Source organism: Agromyces sp. NPDC058126 (genome assembly GCF_042884595.1).
Taxonomy (GTDB): Bacteria; Actinomycetota; Actinomycetes; order Actinomycetales; family Microbacteriaceae; genus Agromyces.
In genome coordinates this window covers 452,535-468,981 of record NZ_JBHVTS010000002.1, presented here as the reverse complement: position 1 = coordinate 468,981, position 16,447 = coordinate 452,535, and the positions used below count along the sequence as shown (strand labels likewise).

Here is a 16,447-nt window from a genome sequence, read left to right as displayed (position 1 = left end):
GGCGACCGTCACCCGCCGCGCTGCAGCTCGAACCGCCAGTCGGTGATCCACGCGGGATCCTCGCCGTGCTCGTAGGCGTACGCGCGAGCCGAGACGCGGGCGGCACGCCACTCCTCCGCGAGCGCTTCCACCCCGGGGCGCTCCGCCAGGCCGGGCACCCGGTGGAGGACGTCGAGCGCGAGCCGGTACCGGTCGAGGTCGTTGAGGAGCAGCATGTCGAACGGCGTCGTCGTCGTGCCGCGCTCCGCGAAGCCGCGCACGTGCAGGTTCGCGTGGTTCGTTCGGCGGTACGTGAGCTGGTGGATGAGCGACGGGTAGCCGTGGAAGGCGAAGACCACCGGGGCCGACGTCGTGAAGATCGCGTCGAACGCGTCGTCGGTCAGCCCGTGCGGGTGCCGCGACCGGTCCTGCAGTCGCATCAGGTCGACGACGTTCACGAGACGCACGCGCAGCTCGGGCAGCCGCTCGCGCAGCAGCTGCGCCGCCGCGATCGCCTCGACGGTGGGCACGTCGCCCGCGCAGGCGAGCACGACGTCGGGCGCGGATGCCGCGGGGTCGTCGGCCTCGAACCCGGGTTCGCCGCCCGCCCAGGCCCACACCCCGAGCCCTGCGGCGACATGGGCGTCGGCCTCGTCGGGGGAGAGCCACTGCTGCTGCGGCTGCTTTCCTGCGACGACGACGTTGATGCGGTTGCGGGTGCCGAAGGCGTGCCGCATCGTCGCGAGAAGGGTGTTCGCGTCGGGCGGCAGCGACACCCGCACGATCTCGGCCTGCTTGTTGACGACGACGTTGAGGAAGCCCGGGTCCTGGTGGGAGAAGCCGTTGTGGTCCTGGCGCCACACATGCGACGAGAGCAGGTAGGTGAGGCTCGCGACGTCTTCGCGCCACGGGACCTCGCGGGCCGATTCGAGCCACTTCGCGTGCTGGTTGAACATCGAGTCGACGATGTGGACGAACGCCTCGTAGCTCGTGATCAGCCCGTGGCGCCCGGTGAGCAGGTACCCCTCGAGCATGCCCTGCATGAGGTGCTCGCTGAGCGCTTCGACGACCCGCCCGCGCCGCGCGAGGTGCTCGTCGAGCGGATGCAGCGCCTCGGCCCAGACGCGATCGGTCATCTCGAACACCGCGCCGAGCCGGTTCGACAGCACCTCGTCGGGCCCGAACAGACGGAACGTGTCGGGGTTCTCGCGCATGACGTCGGCGAGCCACTCCCCGAACACGCGCGTCGCCTCGCCGGTGAGCCCGCGCTCGTCGGCCGGCACGTCGAGTGCGTGCGGCCGGGTCGGCGGCAGCTGGATCGGGCGCACGATGCCGCCGTTCGCGTGCGGGCTCGCGCTCATCCGCAGCTCGCCCGACGGTCGCAGCGCGTCGAGCTCCGCGACCGGGCGCCCGCCATCGTCGAAGAGCTCCTCGGCGCGGTACGAGCGCAGCCAATCGTCGAGCATCGCGAGGTGCTCGGGATTCTCGCGGACGCCCGCGAGCGGCACCTGGTGCGCGTGGAACGTGCCCTCGACCTGTACGCCGTCGACGACGCGCGGCCCCGTCCAGCCCTTCGGGGTGCGCAGCACGATCGCGGGCCACCGGGCCGCGCGCGCCGCGAAGGCCCCCGCCGCGGCATCCGCCCTGATCGCGGCGATGCGGTCGTACGCGACGTCGATCGCGTCGGCCATGCGCGCGTGCACGGCCATCGGGTCCTCGCCGTCGAAGCCGCCCGTCACGAGCAGCGGCTCGTAGCCGTTGCCGCGCAGGAAGTCGACGAGCTCCGACTCGGGGATGCGGGCGAGCAGCGTCGGGTTCGCGATCTTGTAGCCGTTGAGATGCAGGATCGGCAGCACGGCCCCGTCGGTCTCGGGGTCGAGGAAGGCGTGGCCGCGCCAGCTCGCGGCGAGCGGGCCGGTCTCGGCCTCGCCGTCGCCGATCACGCACGCGACGACGAGCCCCGGGTTGTCGAGCGCGGCACCGTAGGCGTGCATGAGCGAGTAGCCGAGCTCGCCGCCCTCGTTGATCGAGCCGGGCGTCTCGGGCGCCGCGTGCGACGGGATGCCGCCCGGGAACGAGAACTGCCGGAACAGCCGCGCCATGCCCTCGCGGTCGGCCGTGACCTCCGGGAAGAGCTCGGAGTAGGTGCCGTCGAGCCAGGTGTTCGCGACCATCGCGGGCCCGCCGTGGCCGGGGCCGCACACGTAGAGCGTCGGGGTGCCGCGCTCGACGATCGCCCGGTTGAGGTGCGCGTAGACGAGGTTGAGCCCGGGCGAGGTGCCCCAGTGCCCGAGCAGCCGCGGCTTGATGTCGTCGCGGGCGAGCGGCTCGTCGAGCAGCGGGTTGCGCATCAGGTAGATCTGCCCGACGCTCAGGTAGTTCGCGGCCCGCCACCACCGGTCCACGAGTTCGATCGGCACCGTGCCGCGAGCCCCGCGATCGGATGCCTCGTGCTCGTCGCCCGCCCCTCGCACTGTTCGTTCGTCAGCTCCGGCCATCGTCCCCACCCCGTTCGATCGTCCGCCACCCCGAGCCTAGGTCGGGCCCACGACGCCTGGCCAGCCTCGGCCCCGGGGCGCGCCGTCATGGCACGGCTAGGCTCGAGGGCGATGGGATCGGTGCTCACGGGATTCGCGGTGATCGCGCTCGCCGTGTTCGCGGGCTGGCTGGCCGGGCGCACCGGGGTCCTCGGGCCCGAGGCCCGCCCCATCCTCGCGCGGCTGACCTTCAACGTGCTCGCGCCGTTCCTGCTCTTCTCGGTGCTCGCGACCGCCGACGTCGGAGCCCTCTTCTCCGTGCTGCTGCCGGTGTCCGCCCTCGCCGCCGTCACGATGATGCTCGTGTTCGGACTGGTCGCGATGCTCCTCTGGCGGCGAGACCTCGCCCGCACCGTGATCGGTTCGCTCGCATCCGGCTACGTGAACGGCAACAACTTCGGCATCCCGATCGCGGTGTACATGCTCGGCGACGCGGCCTACTCGGCGCCGATCGTGCTGTTGCAGCTGCTGCTCTTCGCGCCGGTCGCGCTCGCGATCCTGGGCGCCCGGGTCGAGGGGAGGACCTCGGCCCGGCAGATCGTCCGCGGCACCTTCACCAACCCGATCATCATCGGTTCGCTCGCCGGGGTCGCGGTCGCGGTGTCGGGCGTCGAGCTGCCGCCGATCGTGCTCGAACCGGTCGAGCTGCTCGGCCACGCCGCCGTGCCCCTCATGCTCATCGCCTTCGGCCTCTCACTGAACGGCCAGCGGATGCTCGCCGCCGGCAGCGGTCGCCGCGAGGTCCTGCTGGCCTCGACGCTGAAGCTCATCGCGATGCCCGCGGTCGCGTGGCTGCTCGGCCGCTTCGTGTTCGGGCTCGACGACACGGCGCTGTACGCGGTCACCGTGCTCGCGGCGCTGCCCACGGCGCAGAACGTCTTCAACTTCGCGCAGCGCTACGACACCGCCGAGATCGTGGCGCGCGACACCGTGTTCCTCACGACCGTCGGCTGCCTGCCGGTTCTGCTCGGGCTGGCGTTGCTGCTCGGCTGACGTCGGCAGCACGCGGCATGATGGGTCGCGAGCCGAGGAGGTCGCATGCCGTTCCACGCCGACGACGGCGATCGCCTCGCCGAGCTCGGCCTCGCGCAGCGACCGGCGGATGCCCCGAGCTTCGAGCTCACCGCGGCGATCGTCTACCTCGACCCCGAGACGGGCCGCCGCTACCGGGTTCCCGCTCGCGGCGAGGCATCCGCCGCCCCGACCGACCTCGCCTCGGTGCCGACGCCGCTCTGGGGGCTCATCGCGAGCTACGGGCGGCAGTCGGCCCCAGCCGTGCTGCACGACGCGAGATCCCGCGAGGCGGCCGCGCTCGGCGATCGCCGGGCGGCGCTCGTGCAGCGGCGCGAGGACGACCGCGTGTTCCGCACGGCGCTGCGTGAGCAGGGCGTCCCGCGCCTGCGTGCGCGGCTGATGTGGGCGTGGGTGTCGGCCGATCGCGAGCGCGAGTTCGGCGGCGTTCCGGGATGGCTCGTGATCTTCCAGTCGGCGATCGGGGCGCTCGTGCTCGTGGGCACCCTGATCGCGGCGTTCGCGAATCCGATCTGGCTCGTCGCCTGGCCCCTCGTGGGGCTGGCCTCGCTCGTGCGCGGGCGGCTCGCGCCGCTCGTCGCGACCCTCACCTTCTCGCTCGCGCTTCTCGGGCCGCTCGTGCTCGTGCAGCTCGCCGCCCTCGTGCCGTTCCGGCTCGTCGAGGCGGCGGTCGAACTCGTCACCGGCGGCCGGCCGGGCGAGGTGTGGCGGCCGACGGTGGGCTTCGACCGACGCCGTCGCGGCGAAGATCAGGGTTAACCCTGATCCTCGGGCGGCCACTCGCCCAATACCGTTGTGAGCGATCGCCGCCCGTGCACCGCAGGGGGAACTGTCAGCACGGAACCTCGGTGATCCCAGGCCGGCCAGCACCTCGTACCCGAACACGAGGTGCGGCCGGCTTCCCTGTTCCACCGGGCACGATCCCGGTTCGCGCACGATGCCCGAGCGAACGAGAGGATCGGCGATGGCCGAATGGATGACGGCGCCCGTCCGGGCCGAGCGGGTCCCGAGCGACGACGAGTCTCGGCCGGCCGACCTGTTCCTCGTCGCCGCCGCCGCGATCGGCGCGAAGCGCACCGAGCACGGCTGGCTCGGCGAACCCCGGGGACGGCACGAACGACTCGGCGAAGGCCAGCAGTACCTGCGCCGCTTCGACGGCGGGGCCGTGTGCTGGTCGAGCCGCACCGGTGCGCACGAGGTGCACGGACCCGTCGCCGAATGCTGGGAGGCCCACGGCGCGGAGACGTCGATCCTGGGGTTCCCGATCACCGACTCGGCACCGGTCGCATGGCCCGACGGATCGACCCGGCCCGGCGGGCACGCCCACTTCGAAGGCGGCTCGATCTACTGGAGCCCCGAGCACGGCGCCCGCGTGGTGCGGGGCATGGTGCGCGACATCTGGGCGCTGCTCGGGTGGGAGCGCGGGGCGCTCGGCCTGCCGGTCGGCGACACGGAGCTCGGCGACGAGGGGGTGCTCTCGGCCCGCTTCGAGCACGGCCGCATCGCCTGGTCGTCGGCCGACGGGCCGCTCGTCGAGATCTCGGGCTCCGAGGCATCCGCCCACCGCGCCGGTGCGAGCGACGCGACGAGCGCCCTCGATCCCGCGAGCGAGCGTCTGCTCGGCCGGCTGACGCCGGGGTTCGCGCCGCAGGACTGACTCAGCCCGGCTTGGTGACGCGAGAGTGCGGCCGGTGCCTCGAACTCGCACGAGGCACCGGCCGTGATCTCGTGCCGATCAGCCCTTCGGGCCCGCCTTCCGCTCGAGTTCGAGCGTGCGCTCCGCCTCGGCGTTGCCGGCGGCATCGACCGTCCGGTACGCGATGGTCGTCGCACTCTTCGCCGCCTGGATCGGCCCCGAGTAGACCTGATAGGCGCCGTCCGCGATGCGGTACTCGATTCGTCCGACACCCGACGTCGCATCCGTCGCGGTGAGCGTGACGATGCGCTTCTTCGTGTCGACGCGGGCGGTCGTGACGGGATCGACGGTGTCGCGGCGCACGGTGAGCGTCACCACCTCCGAGACGTTGCCCGCGGCGTCGGTCGCCCGTGCCGTCACCGCGGTCTCGCCGTCGGCGGCGATCTCCAACGGTGACGTGTACGGCTGCCAGCCCGAACCGGTCGAGATCTCGATCGCGGGCGCCTCGTCGACCTCGTCGCTCGCGGTCGCCGTGACCGAGACGGCGCCCGTGAACCAGCCGCCCTCGGGCACCTCGGGCGACGTCGCGAGGGCGACGGTCGGCGCCTCGACGTCGGGGACGAGCGGGTGGGTGCGGAACGCGTCGACGATCATGTAGCTGCCTGACTTCATCGTGCCCGTGATCGTGTGCACGCCGGGCTCGAGATCGTCGATCGAGAGCACCGTCTGCTGGTGCAGCCGTGTGGGGCTCGAGAACGACTGTGTCTTCAGGAATTCGCCGTCGATGCTGATGTCGACATCGCCGAGGTCGCTGTTGATCTGCGAGATCACGTCGACGCCGGTGCCGTGGAAGGTCAGCTCCCACGAGTCGCCGAGGTTCTGCGTCGCGTCGATGTCGTCGAGCCAGGCGCCGCCTCCGCCACGAGCAGCGTCGCGCCAGAGCCACGTCTCACGCGTGGGCGAAGCGGCCGTGCGATAGACGACGCCCGCGGTGTTGTTGAGCAGCTCTGGCTCACTCGGCTTCGTGAGCGCAATGGTGACGTCGGTCGAGGCCCGGCGGACGCCGAGCGTGATCGCCTCGCCGGCCGGCAGAGCGTTGTACGCCTGCCAGAACGAGTTGCGCTGCTCGGTGATCGCAGTGCCGTTGATCGTGCGCACCAGGTCGTCGGTGCGCAGACCCGCGGCCGCCGCGATGCTGCCGTCCGGCACTGCGACGAACTTCACGCCCTTGAAGTCGCTGATCGCATACGACGACTGCTCGGCGGTCGTGGTGATGTTCGCGATGCTGCCGCCCCAGAGCCGCTCGACGTACTTGCGGCGGGCGAGCTCGACGGGGTCGGGGCCGGTCGTGCCGGTCGGCAGCACCGCCGCGGGCGGGAGTGCGCCTCCGGGTGCGCCGAAACCGGTCATCGGGATGTTCTCGTAGCCGAGGGCCAGCGCGGGCGATGAACCGCCGACGGTGAAGTCGTACTCGCCCGCCGGATCGGTGCTCGTGAACAGCGGGTTGCCGACGACGGAGTCGCGGTCGAGCCCGGCCGCGTACCAGCTCGTCGCCGTGTTGAGCGTCGTGCCGTCGACGGAGAGCTTCTCGGCGACGCCCCCGCGCGGCCGGATGTCGATCGCGGCGCCGGCGTTCCAGAACAGGTTCTTCCCGATCGCGTACTGGGCGCGGGTCGGGTCGTTGAGCACGTTGTCGTAGGGGACGCGCCCGAGGGTGATGTTGCGGTCGATCTCGTCGCCGCCGGGCATGTAGCTGACCTGCTCGTACGTCGACCCGTCGAGGATCAGGTTGTTGCGGAGCGTGCGGTCGAATCCGTCGCGCAGCTTCACGCCGCCCTTCAGCAGAACGTTGTTCGTCATGACGAAGTTCGACGAGCCGTCGTCGAGGTCGATGGCCCAGTCTCCGTCGTGCCAGAAGCGGTTGTGGTCGATCGTGATCGGCTCGATGGTGTCGAGCTTCATCATCTCCCTGGCCTGCTCGGCGGTCAGCGCGCCGCCGGTGTTGCCCATGAACTCGACGCCGTCGGCGAGGCTCGCGAAGGCGTTGTTCGCTGCTCCGGTCTTCCAGAACCGACTGCGACCCCAGGCGTTGATCGAGCCGTTGTCGCCCGTCTCGCGGACGCAGTCGAAGATGTCGTTGTCCTGGACGAGGTGCCCGCCCCAGGTCGTGTCGGAGAAGTTCAGGCAGGCGCGCGGGCTGTCGGAGAGCGAGTTGCCGCGAACGGTGACATCGAGCGCCATCGAGATGTTGACCGACGACGTCTGCTTCTCGTATCGCCCGTTGTTGCGCATGACGTTGCCCTCGATGAGCACGTCGCGCGGGTAGTCCTCGGTCTTCGGCCCCGCGGCGAGGTCGGTGATGCGGGGCGTCGTGAAGTAGTTGCCGGCGTAGTCGCGCACCGCGGAAGGCGACCCGACGACATGCACATCGGTGGCGCCGTTGTTCTCGAACCGGCTCGCGGTGATCTCCGTGCCGCTGTTGTAGCCGTCGAGGAAGATGGCGTTGCCGCCGAGATCGGTGAAGGAGGTGCCCGTGAACGAGACGCTCCGGCTGTTCTTGACGGTCGCCGCGCCCTTGCGCACGACGGACCAGTCACCGCGCGAGAGGCTCTCGAAGGTGTTGTCGAAGAGGGTCCGATGGGTGCGCTCGAAGGCGAGGTTCTCGAACTCGATGTCGTGGATCGGGTCGCTCGGCGAGGTGCCGGTGAGGGTCACGAGCTCGTCGAGCTCACCCACCTCGACGGTCGCCGAGGCGAGGTCGACGCCCGCAGCGGGCTTCAGGTAGAGCTTGTTCGTGTCGCGGTCGAGGAACCACTCGTTCGCGGCATCGAGCTCCTCGCGGATGTTCTCGACCATGACGGCGCCGCTGTTCATCGGCAGGCCGGAGCCGCAGTCCTGCGGGCGGTTGTTGTCGCCGACGAACTCGAGCTGCAGGGTGTCGGCACTGCGTCCCTCGATCGTGAACGACACGCTGCCCCAGTCGTGGCAGTGCATCGCCCGGACATAGCCGGTCGTCGGCTTCGACCAGCTCGACGACCGGGAGTTCAGCGTCGCCATGGTGGTCGTGCCCTCGAGGCGCTTGGCGCTGTCGTCCCAGTTCGGGTATCGCGCCATCACCTGGCGGGCGTCGTCGACGAACAGCTCGTCGAAGTCGATGCCGGCCGGGACGTCCGTCACCATGATGCTCGAGTCGGCCCCGGTCGGCGTCCACTCGCCGCTGAGCGTGCGCCCGCCGTTCAGGGTGGCCCCGTCGCCGGCGCCGACCCAGCGCACCGGGGCGGCCGCATCGCCCGAGTCGGCGTTCGTGAGCGCGAGCGTGTCGTCGAGGGAGTACTCGCCCTCGGCGAGCAGCACCGTGATCGGCGCGCCGGCGGGGAGGGCGTCGCGGACGAGCTCCTGCGCACGGGCGAGCGACTTCACCGACGACTCCACCGAGTCGCCGGACGCGGCGTCGTCGCCGTCGGGCGCGACGTGGACGGTGACGGGCTCCGCCGCGTGCGCGGGAAGGGCTGTCAGGGTCGAGAGGGCGAGAGCGGCGAGCCCGGCCATCGCGACCGCGCCGAGGAGATGGCGTGGCCGCTGCCGCGTGAACGATGAGTCGATCTGGTCTGACACGGGTGAACTCCCTTGTTCGTCGTGGTGTCGAGCGCCGAGAATCGGCAGAAACATCCGATCTATCGCGCCCACGCTAGACCGCAATTGGCGATATCGTCAAGGATTGGATCCAGAATATCCGTTGATACCTCCGATGTTCGCGGCGCTGACGAGGGGGATCGGCGGCGCGTGACAGACTCGACGGATGACCCAGCCCCTCCTCGACCGTGCCCCGCGCCCGTACGACGCCGATGCGATGTACGACGCCTTCGTCGAGTGGGCCGACGACCGGGGCTTCGCGCTCTACCCCGCGCAGGACGAGGCGGTCATGGAGATCGTCGCGGGGGCGAACGTCATCCTCTCGACGCCGACGGGCACCGGCAAGTCGCTCGTCGCGGTCGCCGCGCACGCGACGTGCGTCGCGCGCGGCGGTCGCTCGTACTACACGGCGCCCATCAAGGCGCTCGTGAGCGAGAAGTTCTTCCAGCTCGTCGAGGTCTTCGGCGCGCAGAACGTGGGCATGGTCACGGGCGACAGCTCGGTGAACTCCGATGCGCCGATCATCTGCTGCACGGCCGAGATCCTCGCGAACCTCGCGCTGCGGCACGGCGCCGACGCCGAGGTCGACCAGGTCGTGATGGACGAGTTCCACTTCTACGGCGACTCCGACCGCGGCTGGGCCTGGCAGGTGCCGCTCATCACGCTGCCGCGGGTGCAGTTCGTCCTGATGTCGGCGACCCTGGGCGACGTCGACGCGATCGCCGACGACCTCGCCCGTCGCACGGGCCGGCCGACGGCGCAGGTCACGGGCGTCGAGCGGCCGGTGCCGCTGCACTTCTCGTACGCGAAGACGCCGGTGCAGGAGACCGTGGAGGAGTTGCTCGAGACCCGGCAGGCGCCCGTCTACATCGTGCACTTCTCGCAGGCGGCGGCGATGGAGCGCGCGCAGGCGCTCTCCTCGATCCGCGTCGTCACGCGCGAGCAGCGCGACGAGATCGCCGAGGCGATCGGCGGGTTCCGCTTCACGACGGCGTTCGGCAAGACCCTGTCGCGCCTGGTCCGGGCGGGCATCGGCGTGCACCACGCCGGGATGCTCCCGCGCTACCGCCGGCTCGTCGAGACCCTCGCCCAGCGCGGGCTGCTCCGGGTCATCTGCGGCACCGACACCCTGGGCGTCGGCATCAACGTGCCCATCCGCTCGGTGCTCATCACGGCGCTCTCGAAGTTCGACGGGCAGCGGATGCGGCAGCTCAGCGCCCGCGAGTTCCACCAGATCGCGGGGCGGGCCGGCCGCGCCGGGTACGACACCGCCGGCACCGTGGTCGTGCTCGCGCCCGAACACGAGATCGAGAACGAGACGGCCGTGCGCAAGGCCGGCGACGACCCGAAGAAGCTCAAGAAGGTCGTGCGAAAGAAGGCGCCCGCCGGCTTCGTCACGTGGAGCGAGGTCTCGTTCGACCGGCTCATCGCCGCCCAGCCCGAGGCGCTCACGCCGCACCTGCAGCTCACCGCGGCGATGCTCATCAACGTGATCGCGCGAGGCGGCGACGTCGTCGGAGACATCCGCGCCCTCGTGTTCGACAACCACGAGTCGCGGGCGCGACGCTTCGAGCTCGCCCGGAGGGCGCTCGAGATCCTGCGCACCCTCCGCGACGCGGAGGTCGTCGTGATCGCCCCGACCGCGGATGCCGCGGCGCACCCGCTGGGCGTCGAGCTGCACCTCACCGTCGACCTCCAGCCGAACTTCGCCCTCAACCAGCCGCTCTCGCCGTTCGCGCTCGCCGCGATCGAACTGCTCGACCCCGACGCGGCGCCCGGCACCGGCATCGCGACCGGCCACTACGCGCTCGACGTCGTCTCGGTCATCGAGTCGACCCTCGACGACCCGCGGCCGATCCTCTCGCAGCAGCAGTACAAGGCCCGCGGCGAGGCCGTCGCCGCGATGAAGCAGGACGGCGTCGAGTACGAGCAGCGCATGGAGGCCCTCGAGGACGTCACCTGGCCGAAGCCGCTCGACGAGCTGCTGCACCAGGCGTTCGAGACCTTCGCGTCGAGCCAGCCGTGGGTGCGCGACTTCGCGCTCTCGCCGAAGTCGGTCGTGCGCGACATGTTCGAACGCAGCATGTCGTTCGGAGAATACGTCTCGCACTACCAGCTCGCACGCAGCGAGGGCCTCGTGCTGCGCTACCTCTCCGACGCGTTCCGCGCGATCCGCCAGACGGTGCCCGACGACGCGAAGGACGAGGAGCTGCTCGACGTCATCGAGTGGCTCGGCGAGCTCGTGCGCCAGGTCGACTCGAGCCTCGTCGACGAGTGGGCCGAGCTCATCGACCCGTCCGCCCACCTGCCCGAGGACGAGCAGGCCGTCGTGCCGCCCGCGCCGCCGTCGGTCGTCACGAACCGCCGCGCGTTCACCGTGCTCGTGCGCAACGAGCTGTTCCGCCGCGTGCAGCTCGCCGCGCTCGAGCGTGACGACGAGCTCGCCGAGCTCGACCCCGAGGTCGACTGGCCGAGCGCGCTCGACCGCTACTACGACGAGCACGACGAGATCGGCACAGGGCCCGCGGCGCGCTCGCCGCGGATGGTCGCGATCGACGAGTCGGATGCCTCGAGCGGGATCTGGCGCGTCGAGCAGACGATCGACGACCCGGCGGGCGACCACGACTGGCGCATCCGCGCCGAGGTCGACCTCGAGGGTTCGGCCGAGGAGGGGGCGGCGGTCGTCCGCGTGACGGAGGTCGTGCGGCTGTAGTCGCGCGGCGAGCCGGCGGCCGTTCGGGGGGCGCGGAGTCGGCGCCAGCCCCTTCCGCTGTCGGCGACGCGAGCCTATGCTGCTCACATCGTCTGCCCGATACCCGAAGGCGGCGAACGCGAACGCCGGAGCGAGCATCGCGAACTCCGGCATCGTCATGCAGAGGAGATCATGCAATGAAGCAACGTTCCCCCGGCGCAGAACCCGCTCGCGCCGATGCCGTCCGGAGGGCGCCCCGTCGTGCCCTCGCGGTCGCCGCACTCGCCACGGCGTCGGCCGTCGGCCTGTCGCTTCTGGGCGCCGTACCGGCGCACGCCGTCCCCGTCACCCACACCATCGCGCAGGTGCAGGGCACCGGCTCGGCATCGCCGGTCGTCAACACGACCGTGACCGTCGAGGGCGTCGTGACGGCGGATCACCGCGTCGGCGGCTACGCCGGCTTCTATCTCCAGACCCCCGGTCCCGACACCACGCCCGGCGCATCCGACGGCATCTTCGTGTCGGTCGGCGCCGCCTCCACGCCCGCCTTCACGATCGGCGATCTGGTGCGCGTGAGCGGGCTCGTGCAGGAACAGGGAACGGTCACCCGGATCAACGCCTCGGGCGCGGGGGCCTCCTTCGAGGTCGTTCAGGTCGGAGTCGGCTCGCCGGCCCCGACCTCACTGGCCGCGACCGTGCTCGGCAGCTCGCGCGAGGCGTTCGAGGGCATGCTCGTACGACCGACGGGCACGTACCGACTGGTCTCCACGCACAACGCGCAGAACTTCGGCGAGATCTGGACGAGCGCCGGCAGCGCCATGCCGGTCGAGGCGTTCGAGACCGGCGCGCCGGGCTCGACGACGGCCAACGGCGTCACCACGGCGAACAACAATGCGCGGCTCCTCCTCGACGACGGCTACAGCATCCGCGTCGACAACGCGGCGCACCCCGGGGACCAGCCGTACCTCACGAAGAACACGGTCGTGCGCAACGGCGACGCCGTGAACTTCCCGGCCGGCGGCGGCGTGCTGAGCTTCGAGTTCAACCAGTGGCGCGTGCAACCGCCCACACCGCTGAACGACGCGAGCCCGGCGGCGTCCAAGCCGACGTTCACCGCGGGCAACGCGCGCCCGGCCACGGCGCCGGTCGTCGGCGGCGACATCACGGTCGCCGCGTTCAACGTGCTCAACTACTTCACGACCCTCACGACGCAGAACCCCGACGCGCGCGGCGCCACGACGGCTGCGGAGTTCGCGATCCAGAAGTCGAAGATCGTCACGGCCATCAACGGCCTCGACGCCGACGTCGTCGCCCTCCAGGAGATCGAGAACTCGGTCAAGCTCGGCGAGAAGGCCGACGAGGCGCTCGCCGACCTGGTGGCCGGCCTGAACGCCGCCGCGGGCTCGCGGGTGTGGGACTACGTGCGCACCCCCGACGCGCTGAAGGATGCGGCGATCACCGACGTCATCACGAACGCGATCATCTACAAGCGCGACGTCGTGAAGCCGTCGGGCGAGGCCAAGACGGTCGTCGACGAGACCGTGTGGGACATCGCGCGCGAGCCGATCGCGCAGACGTTCAAGTACGGCAAGTCGTTCGTGACGGTCGTCGCGAACCACTTCAAGTCGAAGTCGAACAACCCGGCCGACCCGACGCCCGAGACCGGACAGGACCCGTACAACGGCGAGCGCGTCGAGCAGGCGGAGTCGCTCCTGGCGTTCGCGAACACGCTCTCGGAGGGCCGCAAGAACGCGGTGTACCTCGTCGGCGACTTCAACTCGTACGCCAAGGAGGCCCCGATCAAGGTCTTCACCGACGCCGGCTGGAGCGACCTGCTCTTCACCTCGGCGCGCGGGCAGTACACGTACACGTTCGACGGCGAGCTCGGCTCGCTCGACCACGTGATCGCGTCGCCCGCGGCCGCCGACCGGGTCACCGGCGCCGGGGTCTGGACGATCAACTCGCCCGAGTGGTCGCAGCGCGAGTACTGGGGCACGGCCGCCGAGGCGGGCACGCCCTACCGCTCGAGCGATCACGACCCGATCGTCGTGGGCGTCGGCACCCAGCAGCTGCCCGGCACCGTCGACATCGACCTCGTCACGGTGAACGACTTCCACGGGCGCATCGAGCAGGCCACGCCGTCCGGCGGCATCGCCGCGCTCTCGACCGCGGTCAAGCAGATCCGCGCGGGCAACCCGAACACGATCTTCGCCGCCGCAGGCGACATGATCGGCGCGTCGACGTTCACGTCCTTCATCCAGCAGGACACGCCGACGATCGAGGCGCTGAACGCCGCGGGCCTCGACGTGAGCGCCGTCGGCAACCACGAGTTCGACCAGGGCTTCGCCGACCTCACCGACCGGGTGATGCCGCTCGCGCTCTGGGAGTACCTGGGCGCCAATGTGCGCAACGCCGACGGCTCCGCCGCGCTGCCCGAGTACTACACCCAGACCTACCAGGGTGTGACGATCGGCTTCATCGGCGCGGTGACGGACGAGCTCCCGTCGCTCGTGAGCCCCGCGGGCATCGAGGGCCTCGTCATCGAGGAGCCGACCACCGCGGTCAACCGCGTCGCCGACCAGCTCAGCGACGGCAAGCAGGGGAACGGCGAGGCCGACATCGTGGTGCTGCTCGTGCACGAGGGCGCCGCGACCACGTCGCTCGCGTCCGCGACCGACCCCGCCTCGCGCTTCGGCAAGATCGTGCTCGGCGCGAACGACAACGTCGACGCGATCGTCTCGGGTCACACCCACCTCGCCTACAACCACGTGATCGACGGGCGACCGGTGATCTCGAGCGGGCAGTACGGCGAACGCTTCTCGGTCATGGACATCACGTACGACAAGAAGTCGAAGTCGTTCACGATGAAGAACGAGATCCGCGCCCTCATGGACGGCACCACGGCGCTCTACGCCGACGACCCGGCCGTCAAGCCGATCGTCGACGAGGCCGTGGCGGTGGCCAACGAGCTCGGCAGCGTCGAGCTCGGCACCGCGACCGCCGACTTCGGTCGTGCTGTGGCGGCGAACCCCGTCGGTGCGCCGTCGTTCCCCGAGAACCGTGGCGGCGAGTCGACGCTCGGCAACCTCGTGGCCGACGTGCAGCTCTGGTCGCTCAACTCCGACCAGCCGCGCGGGGTGCAGATCGCGTTCATGAACCCCGGCGGACTGCGGGCCGACCTGGCGAGCGGATCGGTGACCTACCGCGAGGCCGCCGACGTGCAGCCGTTCGCGAACACCCTGGTGACCCTCAAGCTCAAGGGCTCCGAGGTGAAGCAGGTGCTCGAGCAGCAGTGGCAGCCCGCGGGCGCCTCGCGTCCGTTCCTGAAGCTCGGCGTCAACAAGGAGTTCACCTACACCTACAACCCGCTGGGAACGCCGGGCAACCGCATCACCGAGATGTTCCTCGGTGGGCAGCCGATCGACCTGGGCGCAACGTACACGATTGGGGCGAACGCGTTCCTCGCGGCGGGCGGCGACAACTTCACCGCCCTCACGCTGGGCACGGAGAAGGCCGACAGCGGCAAGATCGACCTCGCCGCGATGGTCGACTACTTCGCCGCGGCCCCGGCCAAGACGATCACGCCCGACACGGCGCAGCGCGCGGTCGGCGTGGCGGTCGTCGGAGATGGCACCTACGCGCCCGGCGAGACGGTGACGGTGAACCTGTCGTCGCTCGACTTCAGCCGCACCGAGACGGCCGCGGGCACCGTCGAGGTCCGGCACGGCGCCACCGTGCTCGACACCTCGCCGGTCGACCGGGCCTACACGCCGACGGTCGACGAGATCGGCAAGGCGACGGTCGAGTTCCAGGTTCCCGCGGGGCTCTCGGGCGTGCAGCGGTTCGCCGTGGTCGTTCCGAGCACGGGGACGACGAGCTCGTTCACGCTGAACATCGGCTGACCCCGACCACGACGGCCCCGGGCGCGAGCCCGGTGCCGTCGTGGCGTCCGGTGCCGATGCACGAGGTCATGAGAGTGCGAGCATCGCCGCCGCAGCGAGGGCGAGCACGAGCCCGGCCCACTGCACGGGCGCGATCCGCTCCTTCAGCACGATCGCCGCGAGCAGGATCGTGCCCGCCGGGTACATCGCCCCGAGCACGGCCGCGACGGCGAGGTCGCCGGCGCGGATGCCGAGGAGGAGCAGCGTGTTCGCTGCCGCGTTCACGACGCCGCCGGCGAGGGCGAGCCGGATGCCACGGGCGCGGCCCCGTGCGGCGGCGTCGACCGGTTCGGCGTCGGCCCGCGGCATCCGCTCGCGCTTCGAACGGGCACGCAACGCGAGCCCGCCGGCGACCGCGAACATGACGACGGCGGTGACGACGGAGTTCACGAGCAGCGGCGCCAGCCCGCTCTCGTCGGAGGTCTGGTCGATGATGATGAAGAACGCGCCGATCGCGGTGCCCGAGCCGATGCCCATCGCGATGCCGGCCAGGCTCGGGCGCACCGCGCCCTTCTCGGGCACGAAACCGACGAGCACGACGGCGACGAGGGCGAGTCCGAGCGCCCACGGCGCGAGCGGGCCGAGCACGTCGCCTCTCGCGAGGCCCCACACCATCGGCACGATCGCCGAGACCACGGCGGTGAGGGGTGAGAGGATCGACATCGGGCCGATCGCGAGGCAGGCGTAGAGCAGGCCGATCGCGATCGCCCCGACCGCCCCGGCTGCGGCGCCCCACCAGAGATCGGCCGGGCTCCAGACGCCGCCGACGAGCGGGGTGAGCACGGTGAGGGCGGCGACGCCCGCGAGCGCGGCGACGGCGGTCGAGAGGACGGCGCCGATGCGCTTGGCCGCGAGCCCGCCGAGGAAGTCGGCCGCACCGAACACGAATGCCCCGGTGAGCGAGAGCACGGCGGTCAGCATGGTCGGAACAGCGTATCCGGTGCAGGCGGAGCGTGGATCACGCTCGTTCGCGCGGGCCTGCGGGCGGCTCGTGCTC

At 71.1% G+C, this 16,447-nt stretch carries 8 protein-coding genes; 5 read left to right on the top strand and 3 right to left on the bottom strand.

Features of this window, described 5'->3' with window-relative positions; genetic code table 11:
- Positions 1-8: 8 nt before the first annotated feature.
- Positions 9-2,477, bottom strand: coding sequence for a phosphoketolase (locus ACFVTR_RS07390; RefSeq protein WP_387036066.1), 2,469 nt, complete (start codon positions 2,475-2,477; stop codon positions 9-11).
- Between the two features lie 111 nt (positions 2,478-2,588).
- Between ACFVTR_RS07390 and ACFVTR_RS07385 the strand changes: the two genes are divergently transcribed.
- The 3 genes from ACFVTR_RS07385 (at position 2,589) to ACFVTR_RS07375 (ending at position 5,205) form a co-directional block, all read left to right on the top strand.
- The gene (locus ACFVTR_RS07385; RefSeq protein WP_387036064.1) at positions 2,589-3,509 is read left to right on the top strand and encodes an AEC family transporter; all 921 of its coding nucleotides are present in this window, start codon (positions 2,589-2,591) and stop codon (positions 3,507-3,509) included.
- 45 nt (positions 3,510-3,554) lie between these two features.
- Positions 3,555-4,307 carry a DUF1353 domain-containing protein gene (locus ACFVTR_RS07380; protein WP_387036062.1) on the top strand — a complete coding sequence of 251 codons (753 nt, stop codon included), beginning with the start codon at positions 3,555-3,557 and terminating at the stop codon, positions 4,305-4,307.
- Between the two features lie 205 nt (positions 4,308-4,512).
- On the top strand, positions 4,513-5,205 hold the full coding sequence (locus ACFVTR_RS07375) for an LGFP repeat-containing protein (RefSeq protein WP_387036061.1): 693 nt from the start codon (positions 4,513-4,515) through the stop codon (positions 5,203-5,205).
- Between the two features lie 78 nt (positions 5,206-5,283).
- On the opposite strand, the gene ACFVTR_RS07370 is transcribed toward ACFVTR_RS07375, so the two are convergent.
- Positions 5,284-8,799: an OmpL47-type beta-barrel domain-containing protein gene (locus tag ACFVTR_RS07370; protein ID WP_387036058.1), complete on the bottom strand. Its 3,516-nt coding sequence runs from the start codon at positions 8,797-8,799 to the stop codon at positions 5,284-5,286.
- 184 nt (positions 8,800-8,983) lie between these two features.
- Between ACFVTR_RS07370 and ACFVTR_RS07365 the strand changes: the two genes are divergently transcribed.
- Positions 8,984-11,530: a DEAD/DEAH box helicase gene (locus ACFVTR_RS07365; protein ID WP_387036056.1), complete on the top strand. Its 2,547-nt coding sequence runs from the start codon at positions 8,984-8,986 to the stop codon at positions 11,528-11,530.
- Positions 11,531-11,706: 176 nt separating this feature from the next.
- Complete coding sequence (locus ACFVTR_RS07360; protein WP_387036054.1) at positions 11,707-15,411, top strand: ExeM/NucH family extracellular endonuclease; 3,705 nt, start codon at positions 11,707-11,709, stop codon at positions 15,409-15,411.
- Between the two features lie 66 nt (positions 15,412-15,477).
- Here ACFVTR_RS07360 and ACFVTR_RS07355 read toward each other — a convergent pair whose 3' ends face one another.
- Entirely contained in the window at positions 15,478-16,371 is an 894-nt protein-coding gene (locus tag ACFVTR_RS07355) for an EamA family transporter (protein ID WP_387036052.1), read from the bottom strand.
- Between the last annotated feature and the right edge of the window lie 76 nt (positions 16,372-16,447).